Source organism: Variovorax sp. DAIF25, assembly GCF_050711835.1.
Lineage (GTDB): Bacteria > Pseudomonadota > Gammaproteobacteria > Burkholderiales > Burkholderiaceae_C > Variovorax.
In genome coordinates this window covers 1,033,531-1,051,124 of the sequence record NZ_CP136637.1, presented here as the reverse complement: position 1 = coordinate 1,051,124, position 17,594 = coordinate 1,033,531, and the positions used below count along the sequence as shown (strand labels likewise).

Here is a 17,594-nt window from a genome sequence, read left to right as displayed (position 1 = left end):
TTCTCGGCCGCCCTCCGCGAGGAGGGCGGGCGGGAGCCTGCCCGCCGTTTCCCGTCTTCCAGCCCATTGCACATACACAAGGAGAGAGATTCATGGACACCCAGCAACTGATCGCCGCCTTCGAGAAGGTCGCCACCGCCTCGGTCGCCGATGCCGTCGACAAGGTCACCGGCAAGCGCGGCTACCTCGACCACGAGATCAAGCCGCGCATCAACGACAAGCGCGTGGTCGGCCCGGCCGCCACCGTGATCGAGGTGCCGACCGACGAGTTCGTGCCGCCGCAGCATGCGCTCGACCTGATCGACGAGGCGCCCGAGGGCAGCGTGATCTGCATCGGCATCGGCGGCGAGAGCGACGTCGCCGTCTGGGGCGGCCTGATGACCGCGGGCGCCTTCGCCAACCGCCATGCGGGCGCGCTGCTCGACGGCGGCGTGCGCGACATCGCCGAGATCCGCCGCGACTACGACTTCCCGGTGTTCGCGCGCAGCGTCTCGCCCGGCACCACGCTGGGCCGCCACAAGACCCTGAGCTCGGGCGTGCCGACCATGATCGGCGGCGTGATGGTGCACCCGGGCGACATCGTGGTGGCCGACATCGACGGCGTGGTGATCGTGCCGCTTGCCCATGCCGAGGCCGTGCTCGCGATGGCGCAGGAGATCGACCAGCGCGAGCTCGAGCAGGCCAAGCTGATCGTGGCCGAGCGCTCGCTGCGCAAGGGGCTGGCGAAATATGGCCGCATCTGAAGCCACCGGCGCGGCACAGATCGTCGCGCTCGGCGAGCCGATGGTGGAGTTCAACCAGGTCCGCCCCGGCGAGCCCAGCTACCTGCAGGGCTTCGGCGGCGACACCTCGAATGCCATCATCGCCGCCGCCCGGCAGGGCGCGCGCACCGCCTACCTCACGCGCGTGGGCAGCGACACCTGGGGCGACGCGCTGATGGCCCTGTGGCGCGCCGAGGGCGTGGCCACCGACGGCGTGGCGCGCGATGCGCAGGCACCGACCGCGGTGTACTTCGTCACGCACGACGGCGACGGCCATGCCTTCAGCTACCTGCGCGCCGGCAGCGCCGCCAGCCGCATGGTGCCGGCCGGGCTGCCGCGCGACACCATCGAGGGCGCGCGCTTCCTCCATGTGTCGGGCATCAGCCAGGCCATCAGCGCGAGCGCCTGCGACACCGTGTTCGAGGCCATCGCCATCGCGCGCGCCAAGGGCGTGCAGGTCAGCTACGACGCCAACCTGCGGCTCAAGCTCTGGCCACTGGCGCGCGCCCGCGCCGTGATCCGCGAGACCGTGGGCCTGTCGGACCTGTTCCTGCCGAGCATCGAGGATGCGCAGCAGTTCACCGGCCTCGACGATGAAGAGGCCATCCTCGACTGGTGCTTCGAGGCCGGCGCTCGCACCGTGGTGCTGAAGCTCGGCAAGGCCGGCGCGGTGCTCGCCACGCCCTCATCGCGCGAGCGCATCGCGGGCCATGCGGTACAGGCGGTCGATGCCACCGGCGCCGGCGACTGCTTCGCGGGCTCGCTGCTCGCTCGGCTGGCCGCGGGCGACGCGATCGCGCAGGCGGTGCGTTATGCCAATGCGGCCGCGGCGCTCACGACCACGGGCTTCGGGGCGGTGGCGCCGATACCGCGGCCGGAGGAGGTGCGGGGCTTGCTGGCTGCGGATCCCGACCGGAAATAGCCGGCCACGATCTCGGAAACAGCGGGTGCTCCATCGGAGCCCCACTGTCGACGACTCGAACTGCGGGGCCGCGCGCGAGAAGTTCGACGCGGTCTTGATGGCCCTGCACATGACGCTTGCCGTCACCCGGCCTTCGAGAGAGTCCGCGTTCGCCATCGATTCATTGCATGGCGTCTATCAAATATCTATTAGCTGTGAATTAGAAATTCAATTCTTTACATCAATTGGAGATCGGGATTTGCATGGGCTGTGAATGAGGGATCGTTGCGCACAATGTCGGTGCGCAATTAACGCTTTCGCCTGAATTGCATTGGCATGCAATGTGCAGGCGAGAGTGTGTCGCGACGAATTGAATCACTCATCCCTCGATAAATCACAACATGAAGAAAAGACTCGTTCTCTCCGCACTGGTTCCATCTCTCGTCGCCGCCACCGTTCTCGTCGCATGCGGTGGGGGAGGCGGCGGTGGTGGTTTCGCATTCCTGCCTTCCGCGGGGAGTGGCGGCAATTCGGCCGCACCTCCTCCTGCGCCCCCTGCGGCCGACACGAGTTGCCAGGCGTTGACCAGCGACGGCGCGGGCGTCGTGGTCGGGTCCAATCTTCCCGGTGACCCATCGCTGCCCGAGGCCGCCTCGGGATACCGGACCGGATTGAAGACGGTCTATGCCAAGAAGTTCATGGTGTCGACGTCCAATGCGCTGGCCAGCGCCGCGGGTTGCGCGGTCCTTCAGAAGGGCGGCACGGCGGCGGACGCCGCGGTGGCGGTGCAGGCCGTGCTCGGGCTCACGGTGCCCGAGGCGACGGGCCTGGGATCGGGCGGCTTCATCGTCTACTACGATGCGGCGACGAAGAAGGTCGTGGCCTACGACGGCCGCGAGTCGGCACCCGCGGCCGCAACGCAGAACTACCTGCGCTACATCGACGACACGACCGACAAGACCACGCCCAAGCCCAGTGCCCGCGCCAGCGGCCGCTCGATCGGCACCATCGGCGTGCCGCGGCTGATCGAGGCCGTGCAGAAGGACCACGGCAAGCTCGCCTGGAAGGACCTCTTCGGCGATGGCATCGCGCTGGCCACCAACGGCTTCAAGATCGGCGGCCGCCTGGCCGACGCCATTTCCTCCAACGCCACCAGCCTGAAGCGCGATGCCGAGGCCAAGGCCTACTTCTTCAACGACGACGGCACGCCGAAGGCCCTGGGAACCCTGCTGAAGAACCCGGCCTATGCGCGCTCGCTGACGGCCATGGCCAACAACGGCGCCGATGCCATCTATACGGGCCAGATCGGCCAGGACATCGTGGCCAAGATCGCCACGTCGGTCGACGCCAATGGCGATGTGATGACGCCGGGCAAGACCACGCTCGCCGACCTGGCCGGCTACCAGGTGAAGCGCCGCGAGCCCGTGTGCACGACCTACCGTGCCTACTGGATCTGCGGCGCGCCGCCTCCGACTTCGGGCGGCATCACCGTGGCATCGGCCATGGGGATCCTGGAGAACTTCAATCTCTCCCTCTACAAGCCGGCAACGCTCGACCTGGAAGGCGGCAAGCCCACGGTGATGGGCGTGCACCTGGTCAGCGAGGCGGAGCGCCTGGCCTATGCCGACCGCGACAAGTACGTCGCGGATACGGACTTCGTGCCGCTGCCCGGCGGCACCTGGGACACGCTGCTCAACAAGCCCTATCTGACGAGCCGCGCGGGCCTGATCAATTTCGGCGCCAGCATGGGGACCGCGGTCGCGGGCAACCTCGGGCCGATCCCGCTGGGCGTCGACAACCTGGTCGAGCACGGCACCAACCAGTTCACGATCGTGGACGGGGAGGGGAATGCGCTCACGGCGACGACCACCGTGGAGTCGAGCATGGGTTCGTTCCACATGACCGACGGCTTCCTGCTCAACAACCAGCTGACGGACTTCTCCGCCGCGCCGACCGACGGCAACGGCGATCCGATCGCGAACCGGGTGGCGCCCGGCAAGCGGCCGCGCAGCTCGATGGCACCGACGCTGGTCTTCGGCATGGCGCCCGATGGCTCGAAGGGCGACTTCGTGATGGCAACGGGCTCGCCCGGTGGCGGCACCATCCCGCAGTACGTCGTCAAGACGCTGGTGGGCGCGCTGGATTGGGGACTCGATGCGCAGCAGGCTTCGAACCTGGTGGACTTCGGCGCCAGCAACAGCGCGACGACCACGTTGGGCGGCGAGCATCCGAACATCGACACGTCCAATGGCGGTGCCAACGATCCGCTGATTCAGGGCCTGATCGCGCTGAAGCACAAGATCTCCACCAGCGCGCAGGCCAGCGGCGTCAACACCGTCATGCGGGTTCAGCGCAACGGGGTGCCGGTGCTGGCGGGCGGGACCGATCCGAGGCGCGAAGGCGTCGTGCTCGGGGACAGCTTCAATCCCTGAGCGTCGGCCGGGCGGGATGCCGCCCGGCTAGCTGGAAGCCGGCGGCCACAGCACCGGAAACAGCGGATGCGCCATCGGCGCCCCCGCAGGCAGCTGCTCGGCCAGCCCCGGGAAGTCCGGCGAGGTCTTCCAGCGCCGCGGCGCATGCCGCATGTCTTCGCCCAGCATGCGGACCGAGAACACCCGCCGCCGCCGACCGGGCTCGAGCCCGGCCGAGGCGTGCAGCGTGAGCATGTTGAAAGCGATGGCGTCGCCGGGTTCCACGGCCCAGCCGAGGATGTCGTGGGCCGCGCGGTCGGCCTCGATGTCGGGCAGATCGGCCAGCGCGCCCTCGGGAAACCACTTGGCCTCATTGGTCATGAAGGTGCGCGGCATCAGCCACGGCCCCTTGTGCGAGCCGGCGACGAGCTCCAGCGTGGAGGCTCGCGACACCGGATCCACGGGAATCCAGAAACTGACGTTCTGGCTGCCCTCGACGTTGTAGTAGGGCTGGTCCTGGTGCCAGGGCGTGCGCTGGCGCGTGCCCGACTCCTTGGTGAGCATGTGGTCGTGATAGAGCCGCACCTGGGTGCTCTTCGTGAGCCTGGCCGCGGCGGCCGGCAATGCCGAGCGCGAGATCACGTCCCAGTACGCCGGGATCTCCTGCCAGTTGCAGAAGTCCTCGATGAAGAAGCCCGGATCGTCGGGCCGGCTCGCCACCTTCGCGCGCACGCTCGGCGCGGCAAGGTTGGCATCGATGCCCTGGCGCAGCAGCTCGACCTCGGCCGGTCGCAGGACGCCGTGCAGCACGATGGCGCCATCGCGCGAAAACTCCTCGACCTGTTGGTCCGATGGAAGCCGGTCGTCGGGTCGTGCATTCATGGGCGGTGTCTCCTTCGAGGTAGGCAATGGTTGCGGGGCCGAAGGCAGTCTAGAGTGACGGCTTGCAAAACAGCCCATCCAATCGGACAAGCGATCGAGCAAGCCGGACAACATGAAGCGACCCCTCAAATCCGCCGCCGACGGCCAGCCCGTGCTCTTCAAGGTCGTGCACCTGGCGCCGGGCGGCACCGCGCCGCGCGACAGCCACGAGGAAGGGCAGTTCGTGCACGCGATCTCGGGCGTGATCGAGGTCGGAATGGGGGGCCGGGTCTTCCTGGCGCCGCCGCAGTACGGCGTGTGGATTCCGCCGCGCGTCGAGCACCTGTCGAGCAACCGCCACGCGGCCAGCTACGCCACGGTCTACCTGGCCGAGGCCCTGTGCGACGTGCTCCCCAAGCGCGCCTGCACCATGGTCATCAGCCCGCTGACGCAGGCGGTGCTCGACAGCCTGCGCAGCCGCTCCATCGAGGTGCCGCGCAACCCGGCCGAGCAGCGCCTGTTCGAGGTCCTGCGCGATGAACTGGCCATCGCGCCCGGCCACGACAGCTACCTGCCGATGTCGGACGACCCCCAGCTGGGCCGCGTGCTCGAGGCCTTGCAGGCGCAACCCTGGGATGGCCGCTCGCTCGCCGAATGGGCCGCCACGGTGCATTCGACCGAGCGCACGCTGGCGCGGCGCTGCGAGCGCGACCTGCAGATGCCGTTCAGCGAGTGGCGCCAGCGCCTCAAGGTGATCCGCGGGATCGCCCTGCTGGAGGCGGGGCGCGCGGTGAAGGACGTCGCCGTCGAGCTGGGCTACGGCTCGCCCTCGGCCTTCATCGCCATGTTCTGCAAGCAGATCGGCATGACGCCGCAGGCGTACATCCGGCAGAAGGGGCGCTGATCAATCGAGCCGGTGCCCGCCGGCCGCATCGAACAGATGCGCCTTCGCCGCCACCGGCCACAGCGGCAGCCGCTCGCCGGGCCGCGCGTCGATGCGCTCGCGGAAGGCCGCGATCACGGTCTGCGTGCCGAGCTTCAGCGCCACCTGCGTTTCCGAGCCGGTCGGCTCGACCACGATCACGTCGGCCGGCAGCGCCGCATCGGCATCGCCGTTGCCGCCGCCGTCGATCGTGAAGTGCTCGGGCCGCGTGCCATACAGCACGCGGTCGCCATGGGCCGCGCGCGGCGCGCGATGCAGCGGCAGCCGCAGGCCGTCGTCGGTCAGCACGTGCGGCGCGCCGTCGAGCTGCAGCCGGCCCGCGATGATGTTCATCGCGGGCGAACCGATGAAGCCCGCCACGAAGGCATTGCGCGGCTGGTCGTAGAGCTCCAGCGGCGCGCCGATCTGCTCCACGCGGCCGTCCTTGAGCACGACGATGCGGTCGGCCATGGTCATGGCTTCGACCTGGTCGTGGGTGACGTAGACCGTGGTCGTGCCCAGGCGCTGGTGCAGCGCCTTGATCTCGGTGCGCATCTGCACGCGCAGCTTGGCATCGAGGTTCGACAGCGGCTCGTCGAACAGGAAGGCCTGCGGCTGGCGCACGATGGCGCGGCCCATGGCCACGCGCTGGCGCTGGCCGCCCGAGAGCTGGCGCGGGCGCCGCGCCAGCAGTTCCTGCAGCCCCAGCGTCTCGGCCGCGGCCTGCACGCGGCGCGCGATCTGGTCGCGTGGCAGGCCCTGGATGCTCAGGCCGAAGCCCAGGTTCTGCGCCACCGTCATGTGCGGATAGAGCGCGTAGTTCTGGAACACCATCGCCACGTCGCGGTCGCGCGGCGCGGTGTCGTTGATGCGGCGCTCGCCGAGCAGGATGTCGCCGGCATCGGCGTTCTCGAGGCCCGCGATGGTGCGCAGCAGCGTCGACTTGCCGCAGCCCGAGGGCCCGACCAGCGCCACGAACTCGCCGTCGCGGATCTCGATGTCGATGCCGCGGATGACGGGCGTGTTGCCGAACTGCTTGAAGAGCTTGCGGATGGAGATGGAAGCCATGGGGTCGGTCAGTCCTTGATGCCGCCGGCCGTGAGACCGCGCACCAGGTATTTGCGCACCAGCACCGTGAACACGATGACCGGGAACATCACGAGCGTGCCGCCCGCGGCGATCTTGGTCCACTCCCAGCCTTCGTACTGCAGGAAGTTGACGATCGCCACCGGTGCCGTGATGGCGTTGGTGCGCGTGAGGATCAGCGCATAGAAGAAGTCGTTCCACGAGAAGATGAAGCACAGCACCGCGGTGGCGGCGAGGCCCGGCGCGGTCAGCGGCAGCGCCACCCGCCAGAAGGCCTGCCAGACGCCGCAGCCGTCGATCCACGCGGCCTCCTCGAGCGAGGCCGGCACCGCCTCGAAGAAGGTCTGCATCAGCCAGATCACGATCGCGAGGTTGAAGGTCAGGTAGACGATCGCCAGGCCGATCAGCGTGTCCTGCAGCCCCAGGTACTGGTAGGCCAGGAAGAACGGGATGGTGAAGGCGATCGGCGGTGCCATGCGCGTGACCAGGATCCACAGCGCGATGCGGTCGCGGCCCCTGAACTTCCAGCGCGTGAGCGCATAGGCCGCGGGCACGCCGATCAGCAGCGAGAAGACGGTCGACATCGTGCTCACCGCCAGGCTGTTCCAGAACGAGCGCACGAAGTTGCCCTGCAGCAGGCTCAGGAAGCCATCGAGCGTGGGCACGAACAGCAGGCCGTCCTCGAAGATGTCGGCCGCCGGCTTGAACGCGAGCTGCACCAGCCAGAGGAAGGGCGAGAGCACCAGCAGCACCAGCAGCGCGACCGTCAGCGAGCGCCCGTGGGCGCGCAGCCAGGGCACGCGGCGGGCGCGGGGCGCGGCGCCGGAGAGGTCGATGCCCGCGCCTTCCTCGTGCGACAGCGCGAGTTCGGCGGCGTCGAGCGTGCGGCTAGCGAGCGTCATGGCTGCCCCATCCGAGTTTGCCGACCAGCCAGCTCAGCACGAACACGCCCACCAGCATCACGGTGGCGATCGCGCTCGCATAGCCCCAGTACGAGAAGTTGAAGGCCTGGATGAAGCCGTAGTAGTTGGTGACCTCGGTCACGTTGCCGGGCCCGCCGTTGGTCAGCACGTAGATCAGCGGGAAGGCCTTGAAGCTGTCGATGAGGCGGAACAGGCCGCACACCACCAGAACCGGCCGGATGTAGGGAAACACGATGTGGCGGAACAGCTGCCAGCGGTTAGCGCCCTCGAGCGTGGCGGCCTCGATCGGGTCGTCGGGAATCATCTGCAGCGAGGCCAGCACCATCAGCATGGTGAAGGGAAACCACTGCCAGGTGTCGGCCAGCGAGATCGCCCACAGCGCGGTGTCGGGGTCGGCGATCAGCGAGCGCACCGGCAGGCCGATGTGCTCGAGCAGCCGGTGCAGCGGGCTCACGTCGGGCGTGTAGATGATCTTCCAGATCAGCGCCACCACGATCGGCGGCAGCACCATCGGGATCAGCAGCAGCGTCTTCGCGCCGTCGAGCACGCGCGACTTGCCGTTGAGCAGCAGCGCCAGGCCGAGCCCGGTGGCGAGCTGCAGCGCCACGCTCGAGGCCGAGAGCTTGAGCTGCACCGCGATCGAGCCGAGGAAGCGGTCGTCGTGCAGCAGCTGGCGGTAGTTCACCAGCGGATCGTCGAAGCGGAAGCTCGCGGTCGGGTCGGTCAGGCTCAGCGGCGTGAAGCTCGCGACCAGCAGCGCCGCCGCCGGCACCAGCGTGATCAGCAGCAGCACCGCCAGCGAGGGCGAGAGCCCGAGCAGGAAGGCGCGCCGCTGCTCGGCCTGCCAGGAGGCCGGCGCGGAAAGCACGGAAGCCATCGCCGCCGCGCCTCAGAGCTTGACGCCCGCGCGCTTCAATTCGGCGATCGAGTTGGCCTGCGCCTGCTGGAAGGCCTGCTTGGCCGACAGCTGCCCGCTCGCGATCAGCTCGATCGCCTTGTTGAGCTGCTGGTCGACCTGCGGATAGACCGAGACCGTGCGGTACTTCATGTGGCCCGACTTCGAGGCCGATTCGATCGCGTCGAGCGAGAGCTTCGCGAGGTCGCTGCCGTTGATGACCTGCTTCTGGCGGAACTCGGGCGAATCGATGTCCGAGCGGCGCGCCGGCGAACCGTAGCCCGCGGTGACCGCGCGGCGCGTGGTCTGCTTGCTCAAGGCCCACTGGATGAAGGCCCAGGCGGCCTCCTTGTTCTTCGAGCCGCTGGGAATGCCCAGGCCGTGCACGGCGGTGCCCGGGAAACGGCCGGCCGGGCCCTTGGGCACCTGGCCGAAGCGCACCGTCTTCACGGTCTTGCTGGTGGCGGCGTCGCCGAGCTGCGCCAGGTGCAGCTGTCCCGCATCGGTGAAGTTCACGCGGCCCAGCTTGAGCGCCTGCGTCACCTGGTCGGGCTGGTAGGTCACGGCGCCATCGGGGCCGAACTCCTTGAGCAGGTTGGCGTAGTACTCGCCGGCCGCGATCGCCTCGGGCGTGTCGAGCGTGGGGAACAGGTCGTCGGGCGCCTTGCGGAACACGTCGCCGCCGAAGGCGTGCAGGTAGGGCACGAAGGTCCAGCCGTAGTGGTTGTCGGCCACGAAGCCGGCCACGCGTTCCTTGCGGTTGACGGCGCGCAGCACCTTCACCAGGTCGTCGGTGGTGTCGGGGAAGGCCAGCCCGGCCTTCTCCACCAGGTCGAAGCGCGAGGAGGCCGTGAGCAGCGCCTCGGCGGTCCAGGGAATGCCGTAGAGCTTGCCGTCGCGGCCGGTCTCGGGCGCGCGCGCACCGGGCAGGAAATCGTTGAGGTCGAAGTCCGGCGCGGTCAGGTTCGCGTTGCGGATGTAGTCGTCGAGCGGCGTGAGCCAGCCCGAGTTGATCCAGCGGCTCGAATAGATGAAGGTGACGTTGACCACGTCGTAGGCCGAACCGCGCGTGGAGAGCTCGAGGTCGGCGCGCTGGTTGTAGACCGGGAACGAGGGCGTGTCGAAGTTGACCTTGGCGCCGGTCAGCGCCTCGAACTCGGGCAGCCATTGCTGCAGCAGCTTGGGATAGGCGGCGCTGAAGGTCGAGACGTTGAGCGTCACGCCCGCGAACTTCTTCGCGCCGCCCTGGGCGCTGGCGAGCCAGGGCAGCAGCGATGCGGCGCCGAGCGCGGCCGTGGTCTTGAGCAGGTCGCGGCGGTGCAGCGAGGCGAGGGGATTCTGGAGCTTCATGTCGTGGGCGCGTGGCATCAGGCAGTGGCGGCGATGACTTCGTCGATGCGTGCGTCGTTGGTGGCCTCGGGCCGGCTGCGCGTGCGGCTGCGCTGGCCGTCGATGGACACGGCGGCCTCGCCGTGCACCGTGACGCGGCGCACCAGCCGCGGCTGGTTGCCGTAGTCGTTGATCGCGAAGTGCTGCGTGGCGCGGTTGTCCCAGATCGCCACGTCGTCCTGGCGCCAGTTCCAGCGCACCGTGTTCTCGAGCCGGATCACGCGGTTCTGCAGCAGCTCGAAGATGCGCGCCGACTCGGTGCTCGACAGCCCGACCAGCTTCTTCACGAAATGGCCGAGCAGCAGCGCGCGCTCGCCCGACACCGGATGCACGTGCACCACCGGATGCTCGGCCTCGTAGACGGCCGAGACGAACACCTTGCGATGGTGGTTCAGGCGTTCTTCCTCGACCTGCACGCGGTCGGCGCCGTAGTCGTAGTCGTTGCTGTGCACGGCCCAGAGCTGGTCGGCGAGCTGCTTGAGTTGCGCCGGCAGGCGTTCGTAGGCCAGCGCGGTGTTGGCCCAGACCGTGTCGCCGCCATAGGCCGGGATCTTCACGCCGCGCAGGATCGAGATCTTCGGGAAGGCATCGACGAAGGTCACGTCGGTGTGCCAGGAGTCGGCGCGCCCGCCGCCCTTGGAGGCATCGAGTTCGAACAGCTTCGTGCCGGTGGGCGAGGGCACCGTCGGGTGCGCCACCGTGCGGCCGAAGCGCGCGCCGAAGGCCTGGTGCGACGCGTCGTCGAGCTGTGCCTGGCCACGGAAGAACAGCACCTTGTGCCTGATCAGCGCGGCATTCAGCAGCTCGACGGTCTCGGCGTCGAGCTCGGGCGACAGCTTCAGGTCCTGCACCTCGCCGCCGAGGCTGCCCGCCACGCGGCGGATGCGTAGATGGCCGAAGCTGGTGTCGAAGGCGTCGGCGGAAAAGGTGTTCTCGTTGCTCATCGTGGGTCCTGGCAAAGGTCGGGAGCCGCAGATTCTGTGGCGCGGGTTCGCGCGGGCGAACTACCGATTCGTTGCTTGGAAATGCGCAAAACGTCTGAGGCTTTCGCATGTGGTTGTCGGTATCGAGTACGAGAGCGCTCGTGATGGAGCTTCCATGGCGTGGCGCTGGCCGTCGCTGCCATACCGGGGTTCGCACGAAGCGTCGAGGTGTGCGAGATGGTCGGAATCGTCAGCGTAATGGCCTGGGGCGGATCCGACGTCGCAGGGGCTGGGGATGGTGGGTCAGAGGCGCAAGGGAACTGTCGTACTGCGACGCGGGCAACAACCTCAGGCGGATCCGTTCTGTCGCTACGAGCGGAGCGACCACCACCCGGGACCGACCCTCTGCGCGGGCAGTGCACGCAGCTCCACGATGCCCAGGGCCAGTTGGCGCGGAGGCGCCAGGGTGTTACTGCCGAAATTTCCTTGGGCTGCCGCAGACCAGTCACTGCTACGACGCCAGCCATTCCATTCGGGAGTGGGGGAGAGCAACCTTTATTGACGGGGCCATGTACGTCATTTGAAAACCATAGGCCATGGGTACGGTGCCAGCCCGCTGCATGCCGCACTTGACTGTCGTTGGTGGGGGCTAATTCGAGGCGTGGAAGGCGAGAGTAATATGGCTTCGCTCAAATTCGTCAATCCCGGGTGCCTTGAAATCAAGCGAGATGATGACCTTCTTTCTGAAATTGTGGACATCGATCCTATTGCTCGGAGGCCTGCTGGCCTGCTCGCCGAGTTCGGAAGAAGGTCTGAGTCAGATTCCTTCGACATTTACGGGATCGCTGGATGTGCAGCCTCGAGGCCGTCTTACCAAAGATCTGTACCTTGCCATCGTAGGTTTGGCCAAGCGATATGGCATGGATCCTCGTGGCGATGGTGCCAGTGATGGGCAACAGTGGCAGATCCAGATTTATTGTGGAAAACAATATGTGGGAGGCGGAACGACTGCCATGGACGGAAGCTTGGTGATGTTTGGTCTTGCCATTTATGGTTTTCAAGATGAACAAGCCTACGAACGGTTTAAAGCTGAAATGGTTGATCTGATGAGGCCATATGGGGCGCTTCGTCTCAATCCAGAGCATCGACACCTCAGCCAAGAAGAATTGCTCAAGCGAGGAAATCACAACGGAATCGACGTGAGTTCAAAGTGCGGGCCAGGGCATGGTGAATGAACTCCTCGACCGGTTCTGGCCCGAACTGTTTTCGCAATGAATTGAGCGAATGACTCCGCGACGCGCGAGGTGAGTGCGCCAGGATCAGTTTCGGTCGAGAGAAGTAGCATCGCTGCTTTCTTGATGACGGAGACGCTCACCAGGCGAGTTGAAGTTGCGGGATGCCTCCACCAGCCAGTGATTCTCCGTACGGGAGCGCCGCGTGTTCCTCGCGCTCGGTATCTGTGAAGTCGCTCAGCACGTCGTCACGCAACCGGATGAACGCCGGATCGCTGCGGTTGCGCGGATGCGGCAGGTCCACCGCCACGGTGCGGCGGATGCGGCCCGGCGAGGGCTGCATCACCACCACGCGGTCACCGAGGAACACGGCTTCCTCCACATCGTGCGTCACCAGCAGCATGGTGATGCGCTCCTTCTGCCAGATGCGCTGCAGCTCGTTCTGCAGCCGCGCGCGCGTGAGCGCGTCGAGCGCGCCGAAGGGCTCGTCGAGCAGCAGCACGCGCGGCCGGTTGACCAGGCCGCGCGCGATGGCCACGCGCTGCGCCATGCCGCCCGAGATCTGGTGCGGCCACGATTTCTCGAAACCGCCGAGGCCGACCAGCGCCACGTGCTCGGCCACCAGCTCGGCCTTCTGCTTCGCGCCGAGCGGCGCGTTGCGCAGGCCCACGGCGATGTTCTGCTCGACCGTGAGCCACGGGAACAGCCGGTGGTCCTGGAACACGATGCCGCGCTCGCGGCCGGTGCCCGCGATCGGCTGGCCGCCGAGCAGGATCTTTCCCTCGTACTGGTCGTCGAGCCCGAGGACCAGCCGCAGCAGCGTCGACTTGCCGCAGCCGCTCGCGCCCACGATGCTGGTGAAGCTGCCCGGCGGCACGTGCAGGTCGATGTTCTCGAGCACCTGCAGTTCGCCGCCGCGCGCCTGCGCCTGCGCGTAGCGCTTGCCGAGGCCGCGGATGTCGAGTTCGTTCGATGCGATGGAGGTGCTCATGGTGCGGAGAAGAAGAGATGTCAGGCCCGGCCGGTCCAGCGTGCCAGCCGGCGTTCGAGCGCGCGCGCCGAGGCATTCATCAGCCAGCCGACCAGGCCGATGACGAACATGCCGAAGATCACCAGGTCCATCTGGAAATGCTCGCTGCCCTCGATCAGGGTGTTGCCGATGCCCTTGCCGGCCACCAGCAGGTACTCGGCGCCGATGGTCGCGAGCCAGGAATAGATGAGCGCGAGGTACACGCCCGTGAAGATGGCGGGCAGCGCGGCCGGCAGCACCACCTGCGCGAGCGTCTGCCAGCGCGTGAAGCCGTAGACGCGCGCCACCTCGAGCAGCGCGGGCGGCACGGTGCGGATGCCGTCGCAGGTGTTGACCACCACCGGCACCAGCGCGGCCAGCGAAAGGAACACCACCTTGGCCACGTCGCCGAGGCCGAACCAGACCGAGATCAGCGGAATCCACGCGAACAGCGAGATCTGCTTGAAGGTGTTGAAGCTCGGGCCGACGATGCGGTTGAACAGCGGCCACAGGCCCAGCAGCGCGCCGAGCGCCAGGCCCGAGGCGGTGCCGATCAGGAAGCCCGTGGCCTCGCGCGCGAGGCTGGCGCCGAGCGCGCGCCACAGGCGGCCGCTGACGACCTGGTCGGCGGCGGTCGCGAGCACCTTCTGCGGCGAGACCAGCAGCGCCGAATTGACCACGTCGAGCCACGACAGCAATGCCCACAGCGCGATCGCCACCGCGGGCAGCACCAGGCCGCGCCAGCGGCTGCGATCGACGGGCCGCAGCGGCTGCACCGCGGCCAGTTCGGCCGCGTCGCGCGGCAGCGAGGCGGGCCCGCTCATCGCGCGGTACCGCCCGGGCGGTGCCGGTGCAGCGCGTTCTCGAGTCGCTCGAGCAGGCGGTCGATGGCCCAGCCGATCGCGCCCACGATCACCACCGCGGCCATCACCAGGTCGAGCTGGAACAGCTGGCGGCCATAGACGATCAGGTAGCCCAGCCCCTCGCTCGAAGCGACCAGCTCGACCACCACCAGCGACAGCCAGGCCTTGGTGAAGCCCAGCCGCACGCCCGTGAACAGCGTGGGCACGGCATGCGGCAGCACGATCTCCAGCACCTGCTGGCGCCGGCTGTAGCCATAGACCTCGCCGACCTCGCGCAGCGATTGCGGCGTCTGCCGGAAGCCCTGCAGCGTGTTGAGCGCCACCGGCACCAGCGCCGCCTTGGCGATCAGGATGTACTTGAGCGGCTCGCCGATGCCCACGATCAGCAGCACGAAGGGCAGCCAGGCCAGCACCGGGATCTGCACCAGCGCGTTGAAGCTCGGCAGCAGGTAGGCCTCGACGCGGCGCGACAGGCCCATGGCCGTGCCCAGCAGCAGTCCGAGCAGCGTGCCGATCGCGAAGCCCACGCCCACGCGCGCGAAACTGGTGCTCACGTGCAGCCAGAGGTCGCCGCTGGTCGCGAGGTCGCGCAGCGTCTCGGCCACGAACTCGGGCGGCGGCAGCACCTGCGGCGAGATCCAGCCCTGGCCGGCACCCACGAACCACAGCGCGAGCAATGCGGCGGGCAGCAGCCAGGGCAAGGCGGCGTCGCCGAGGCGGCGCCACGGCAGCGACAGGCGCAGCGGCGCGACCTCCTCGCGCTGCAGGACCGCCGACAGTTCGGCTTCGGCGCTCATCGCGACGCGACCGCGGGCCCGCCCTTCGGCTGACCCTTCGCGTCCGAGGCACTCCAGTAGCCCTCGAGGCCCTGCTTCTTGAGCGCGGCCTTGAGGTAGCGCGTGTCGAACCAGTCGTCGACCGTGACCTCGCGGCGGATCAGCTTGAGCTTGAGTGCGTCGCCGACCACGGCCTTGTAGCGCGCCACGATGAAGTCGTCGGCCAGCGGCGAGTTGCGCTGCGCCAGCGGCTGCTTGTCGAACTCGGCGGTCCACGAGGCGACCGGCGTGCCGCTGCGGGCCCAGATGCGGAACAGCTCGTCGCGGTTCTTCTCTTCCGACGACCAGTGGGCCGCACGCACGAACACGTCGACCACGCGCTGCACCTCGGCGGGGTTGGCCTGCTCGAACTCGCTGCGCACCAGCAGCGCGGCCTGGCGCGTGAGCGCCGGATCGCGGCCCTGGGTGGAATAGACCACCTTCGCGAGCCCCTGGTCGCGCACCTTGAACCATTCGTAGCCGCCGAAGGCCGCGTCCACACCGTTCGAGACCAACGCCGCCTGCGCGCTGCCGGTGTCGAGGTTCACGCCCTTGATGTCGCGCTCGGCCAGGCCTTCGGCCGCCAGCACGTTGATGGCGACCAGGTGGCCGTTGGTGCCGCGGAAGATCGACACCGTGCGGCCCTTGAGGTCCTTGATCGACTGGATGTTCGATTGCGTCGGCGTGACCAGGTAGAGGTTGTTGCGTGCGCCGCTGACCAGCAGCACCTTGGTCTTGAGGCCGTTCGAACGGCCGACGATCGAGGGCAGGTCGCCCTGGTAGGCGAAGTCGATCTGCTTGTTCGACAGCGCCTCGTTCACGGCCGGGCCCGCGCCCTTGAAGAACAGCCACTCGACCTTGATGCCCGAGGCCTTGAACTCCTCCTCGAGCCAGTTGTTGGCGCGCGCCACGCCGCCGGGCGAACCGCCCCAGGTGACGGGATCGCCGCCGCCCGCCGTGGCCACGCCGATGCGGATCGTGTCGGGCGCGGCCTGCGCCGAGGCCGCGAGGGCGGTGGCCAGCAGCGCGGTCCAGCGCAGCAGATGCCGCACGGGCTTCATGGCGTGCCTTTCTTCGCGGCCAGCTTGCGGCCGACCTCGGTGCCTTCGAAGAAGCGCGGATTGGCCTCGGTGTAGAAGCGGTGCGGGTTCTCGAACACGAAGGCCCGGAAGTCGGCCGCCGAGATCACGCCCTGCTGCACCAGGTCCCAGGTCTCGGCCAGCGGCTCGGTGAACTCGGGCACGTCCCAATGGCCCACGTCGGACGACCAGATCGCGTTGATCTTCACGCCCAGCGGGTTCACCTTGTCGTTGAAGGCCGCGGCCACGGTGCGGTCGTCGGCTTCCGAGCCGAAGTAGAAGTTGTTCACCCAGCGGTCGCGGATGTCCTCGACCTTCTCGATGCCCGCGAGCGCGAAGTCGTCGATCTCGCTCTCGTCCGGCTCGCGGCTGTGCGGCAGCGCCGAGATGCCCAGGCTGTCGCGCAGCAGCGTGGCCTTGTCGAGCGTGCGGCCCTTGACGAAGTCGCCGCCGTAGCGCTCGAACAGCGAGGCCAGCAGCTCGATGTCGGCCTCTGCCGGGTCGTAGTTGCGTACCGCATGCCGGTTGCGTTTCTCCCAGCGGTCCACCAGGTGCGTGTAGACGTGCGAGCCCCAGTCCGCGCCGCCTTCGAGCAGGCCCACGCGCAGCCCCGGAAAGCGCCGCGTCACGCCGCCGAAGAACAGCGCCTTGGCGAAGGCCTGCGAGCCATCGGCGAAGTGGCCGATGTGGTTGTTCATGTAGTTGCTGATCGACTGCCGGCCGGTCCAGCCCTGGCTGCCGTAGTGCGTGGTCACCGGCACGCCGAGTTCCACCACCTTGGCCCAGAAGGGGTCGTAGTCGTGCTCGCTGTCGATGCCGTAGAAGTCGATGTAGCCGACCTGTTTGGCGATCTCGGGATGCTCGGCGGCCGGATACTTCTCGGCGATGGCGCGGATCGGGCGGCGCACGCCGCCCGCGATGTTGATGACCTTCAGGCCCAGCGTCTTGACCGCGAACTCCAGCTCCTCGATGCCTTCCTGCGGCGAGTGCAGCGGTATGCCCGCCACCGGCGTCAGGCGGTCGGCGTAGGGCCGGTACTGGTCGGCGTGGAAGTGGTTGATGGCGCGGTGCAGCGGCTGGCGGTACTCGCTGCCGGCCGCGGCCGGCGAGAGCACGTCGTTGGGGAACAGGATCGAGTAGTCCGAGCCCTGCTCGCCCAGGCGCTCGTGCAGCAGCGCGGGCAGGGTGTAGGTCGCGAGGTCGTAGGTGTTGCGCGTGACGCGGGCCCACCAGGGCGCGCGCAGCGTGCGGTGGAACTGGCGTTCCTCGGCCGACTGCTGGTACCAGTCCTTGCCGCCGCCGTTGCGCGTGACGAAGCGCCCGCCGAGCGCCTTGCGCAGCGCGTCGACCAGCTTGTTGCCGCCGTACTGCGCCACGTAGTCCTCGAGCACCGGCGCGAAGTCGTTGACGTGCACGTCGGTGTCGATCACCGGATGGTCGAGGCCGGCCTTCACGGCGGCCGAGCGCGAGGCATGCACGCGCTGGAGTCGGTCGTTCATCTGCGGGGTCCTTGCTGAAAGAGGA

At 68.1% G+C, this 17,594-nt stretch carries 16 protein-coding genes; 5 read left to right on the top strand and 11 right to left on the bottom strand.

Annotated features, from left to right (window positions below):
- Positions 1 to 92 precede the first annotated feature (92 nt).
- The 3 genes from R0232_RS39060 to R0232_RS39050 all read left to right on the top strand — a co-directional run bounded on the left by R0232_RS39060 (position 93) and on the right by R0232_RS39050 (position 4,094).
- Positions 93 to 743 (top strand): RraA family protein, encoded by a 651-nt coding sequence (locus R0232_RS39060; RefSeq protein WP_093346731.1) that lies wholly within the window; start codon positions 93 to 95, stop codon positions 741 to 743.
- Positions 730 to 1,683, top strand: a complete 954-nt coding sequence (locus R0232_RS39055; RefSeq protein WP_431514504.1) for a sugar kinase — start codon at positions 730 to 732, stop codon at positions 1,681 to 1,683. Before R0232_RS39060 ends, R0232_RS39055 begins: the two co-directional genes overlap by 14 nt.
- A gap of 380 nt (positions 1,684 to 2,063) precedes the next feature.
- A complete protein-coding gene (locus R0232_RS39050; RefSeq protein ID WP_398492280.1) occupies positions 2,064 to 4,094 on the top strand; it encodes a gamma-glutamyltransferase family protein in 2,031 nt (676 codons plus the stop codon).
- Positions 4,095 to 4,121: 27 nt separating this feature from the next.
- On the opposite strand, the gene R0232_RS39045 is transcribed toward R0232_RS39050, so the two are convergent.
- Positions 4,122 to 4,955: a phytanoyl-CoA dioxygenase family protein gene (locus tag R0232_RS39045; RefSeq protein WP_431514503.1), complete on the bottom strand. Its 834-nt coding sequence runs from the start codon at positions 4,953 to 4,955 to the stop codon at positions 4,122 to 4,124.
- A 112-nt stretch (positions 4,956 to 5,067) separates the two neighbouring features.
- Here R0232_RS39045 and R0232_RS39040 point away from each other — a divergent pair, with 112 nt between their 5' ends.
- Entirely contained in the window at positions 5,068 to 5,838 is a 771-nt protein-coding gene (locus R0232_RS39040) for an AraC family transcriptional regulator (RefSeq protein ID WP_431514502.1), read from the top strand.
- Here the strand turns inward: R0232_RS39040 and R0232_RS39035 are convergent, their stop codons facing one another.
- Genes R0232_RS39035 through R0232_RS39015 form a run of 5 tightly spaced genes read right to left on the bottom strand, consistent with a single transcriptional unit; the run spans position 5,839 to position 11,093 of the window.
- Positions 5,839 to 6,924, bottom strand: coding sequence for an ABC transporter ATP-binding protein (locus R0232_RS39035; RefSeq protein ID WP_431514501.1), 1,086 nt, complete (start codon positions 6,922 to 6,924; stop codon positions 5,839 to 5,841).
- An 8-nt stretch (positions 6,925 to 6,932) separates the two neighbouring features.
- Positions 6,933 to 7,844, bottom strand: coding sequence for a carbohydrate ABC transporter permease (locus tag R0232_RS39030; protein WP_431514500.1), 912 nt, complete (start codon positions 7,842 to 7,844; stop codon positions 6,933 to 6,935).
- On the bottom strand, positions 7,831 to 8,742 hold the full coding sequence (locus R0232_RS39025; protein ID WP_431514499.1) for a carbohydrate ABC transporter permease: 912 nt from the start codon (positions 8,740 to 8,742) through the stop codon (positions 7,831 to 7,833). Before R0232_RS39025 ends, R0232_RS39030 begins: the two co-directional genes overlap by 14 nt.
- 12 nt (positions 8,743 to 8,754) lie before the next feature.
- Positions 8,755 to 10,110 carry an ABC transporter substrate-binding protein gene (locus tag R0232_RS39020; protein WP_431514498.1) on the bottom strand — a complete coding sequence of 452 codons (1,356 nt, stop codon included), beginning with the start codon at positions 10,108 to 10,110 and terminating at the stop codon, positions 8,755 to 8,757.
- Between the two features lie 17 nt (positions 10,111 to 10,127).
- Entirely contained in the window at positions 10,128 to 11,093 is a 966-nt protein-coding gene (locus tag R0232_RS39015) for a TauD/TfdA dioxygenase family protein (protein ID WP_431514497.1), read from the bottom strand.
- Between the two features lie 710 nt (positions 11,094 to 11,803).
- On the opposite strand from R0232_RS39015, the gene R0232_RS39010 reads away from it, so the two are divergent.
- A complete protein-coding gene (locus tag R0232_RS39010; RefSeq protein WP_208509718.1) occupies positions 11,804 to 12,307 on the top strand; it encodes a hypothetical protein in 504 nt (167 codons plus the stop codon).
- 136 nt (positions 12,308 to 12,443) lie between these two features.
- On the opposite strand, the gene R0232_RS39005 is transcribed toward R0232_RS39010, so the two are convergent.
- Genes R0232_RS39005 through R0232_RS38985 form a run of 5 tightly spaced genes read right to left on the bottom strand, consistent with a single transcriptional unit; the run spans position 12,444 to position 17,569 of the window.
- The gene (locus R0232_RS39005) at positions 12,444 to 13,295 is read right to left on the bottom strand and encodes an ABC transporter ATP-binding protein (RefSeq protein ID WP_208509719.1); all 852 of its coding nucleotides are present in this window, start codon (positions 13,293 to 13,295) and stop codon (positions 12,444 to 12,446) included.
- Between the two features lie 20 nt (positions 13,296 to 13,315).
- The gene (locus R0232_RS39000) at positions 13,316 to 14,137 is read right to left on the bottom strand and encodes an ABC transporter permease (protein WP_431514496.1); all 822 of its coding nucleotides are present in this window, start codon (positions 14,135 to 14,137) and stop codon (positions 13,316 to 13,318) included.
- Positions 14,134 to 14,973: an ABC transporter permease gene (locus R0232_RS38995; protein ID WP_431514495.1), complete on the bottom strand. Its 840-nt coding sequence runs from the start codon at positions 14,971 to 14,973 to the stop codon at positions 14,134 to 14,136. Before R0232_RS38995 ends, R0232_RS39000 begins: the two co-directional genes overlap by 4 nt.
- Positions 14,970 to 16,052, bottom strand: coding sequence for an ABC transporter substrate-binding protein (locus tag R0232_RS38990; RefSeq protein WP_093346775.1), 1,083 nt, complete (start codon positions 16,050 to 16,052; stop codon positions 14,970 to 14,972). Before R0232_RS38990 ends, R0232_RS38995 begins: the two co-directional genes overlap by 4 nt.
- Positions 16,049 to 17,569, bottom strand: a complete 1,521-nt coding sequence (locus tag R0232_RS38985; protein WP_431514494.1) for an amidohydrolase family protein — start codon at positions 17,567 to 17,569, stop codon at positions 16,049 to 16,051. The genes R0232_RS38990 and R0232_RS38985 overlap by 4 nt, the downstream gene beginning before the upstream one ends.
- Positions 17,570 to 17,594 lie beyond the last annotated feature (25 nt).

Excerpts from the sequence above, each read along its gene's own strand:
- R0232_RS39060 (WP_093346731.1), top strand. The coding sequence starts at position 93 with ATGGACACCCAGCAACTGATCGCCGCCTTCGAGAAGGTCGCCACCGCC.
- R0232_RS39055 (WP_431514504.1), top strand. The coding sequence starts at position 730 with ATGGCCGCATCTGAAGCCACCGGCGCGGCACAGATCGTCGCGCTCGGC.
- R0232_RS39050 (WP_398492280.1), top strand. The coding sequence starts at position 2,064 with ATGAAGAAAAGACTCGTTCTCTCCGCACTGGTTCCATCTCTCGTCGCC.
- R0232_RS39045 (WP_431514503.1), bottom strand. The coding sequence starts at position 4,955 with ATGAATGCACGACCCGACGACCGGCTTCCATCGGACCAACAGGTCGAG.
- R0232_RS39040 (WP_431514502.1), top strand. The coding sequence starts at position 5,068 with ATGAAGCGACCCCTCAAATCCGCCGCCGACGGCCAGCCCGTGCTCTTC.
- R0232_RS39035 (WP_431514501.1), bottom strand. The coding sequence starts at position 6,924 with ATGGCTTCCATCTCCATCCGCAAGCTCTTCAAGCAGTTCGGCAACACG.
- R0232_RS39030 (WP_431514500.1), bottom strand. The coding sequence starts at position 7,844 with ATGACGCTCGCTAGCCGCACGCTCGACGCCGCCGAACTCGCGCTGTCG.
- R0232_RS39025 (WP_431514499.1), bottom strand. The coding sequence starts at position 8,742 with ATGGCTTCCGTGCTTTCCGCGCCGGCCTCCTGGCAGGCCGAGCAGCGG.
- R0232_RS39020 (WP_431514498.1), bottom strand. The coding sequence starts at position 10,110 with ATGAAGCTCCAGAATCCCCTCGCCTCGCTGCACCGCCGCGACCTGCTC.
- R0232_RS39015 (WP_431514497.1), bottom strand. The coding sequence starts at position 11,093 with ATGAGCAACGAGAACACCTTTTCCGCCGACGCCTTCGACACCAGCTTC.
- R0232_RS39010 (WP_208509718.1), top strand. The coding sequence starts at position 11,804 with ATGACCTTCTTTCTGAAATTGTGGACATCGATCCTATTGCTCGGAGGC.
- R0232_RS39005 (WP_208509719.1), bottom strand. The coding sequence starts at position 13,295 with ATGAGCACCTCCATCGCATCGAACGAACTCGACATCCGCGGCCTCGGC.
- R0232_RS39000 (WP_431514496.1), bottom strand. The coding sequence starts at position 14,137 with ATGAGCGGGCCCGCCTCGCTGCCGCGCGACGCGGCCGAACTGGCCGCG.
- R0232_RS38995 (WP_431514495.1), bottom strand. The coding sequence starts at position 14,973 with ATGAGCGCCGAAGCCGAACTGTCGGCGGTCCTGCAGCGCGAGGAGGTC.
- R0232_RS38990 (WP_093346775.1), bottom strand. The coding sequence starts at position 16,052 with ATGAAGCCCGTGCGGCATCTGCTGCGCTGGACCGCGCTGCTGGCCACC.
- R0232_RS38985 (WP_431514494.1), bottom strand. The coding sequence starts at position 17,569 with ATGAACGACCGACTCCAGCGCGTGCATGCCTCGCGCTCGGCCGCCGTG.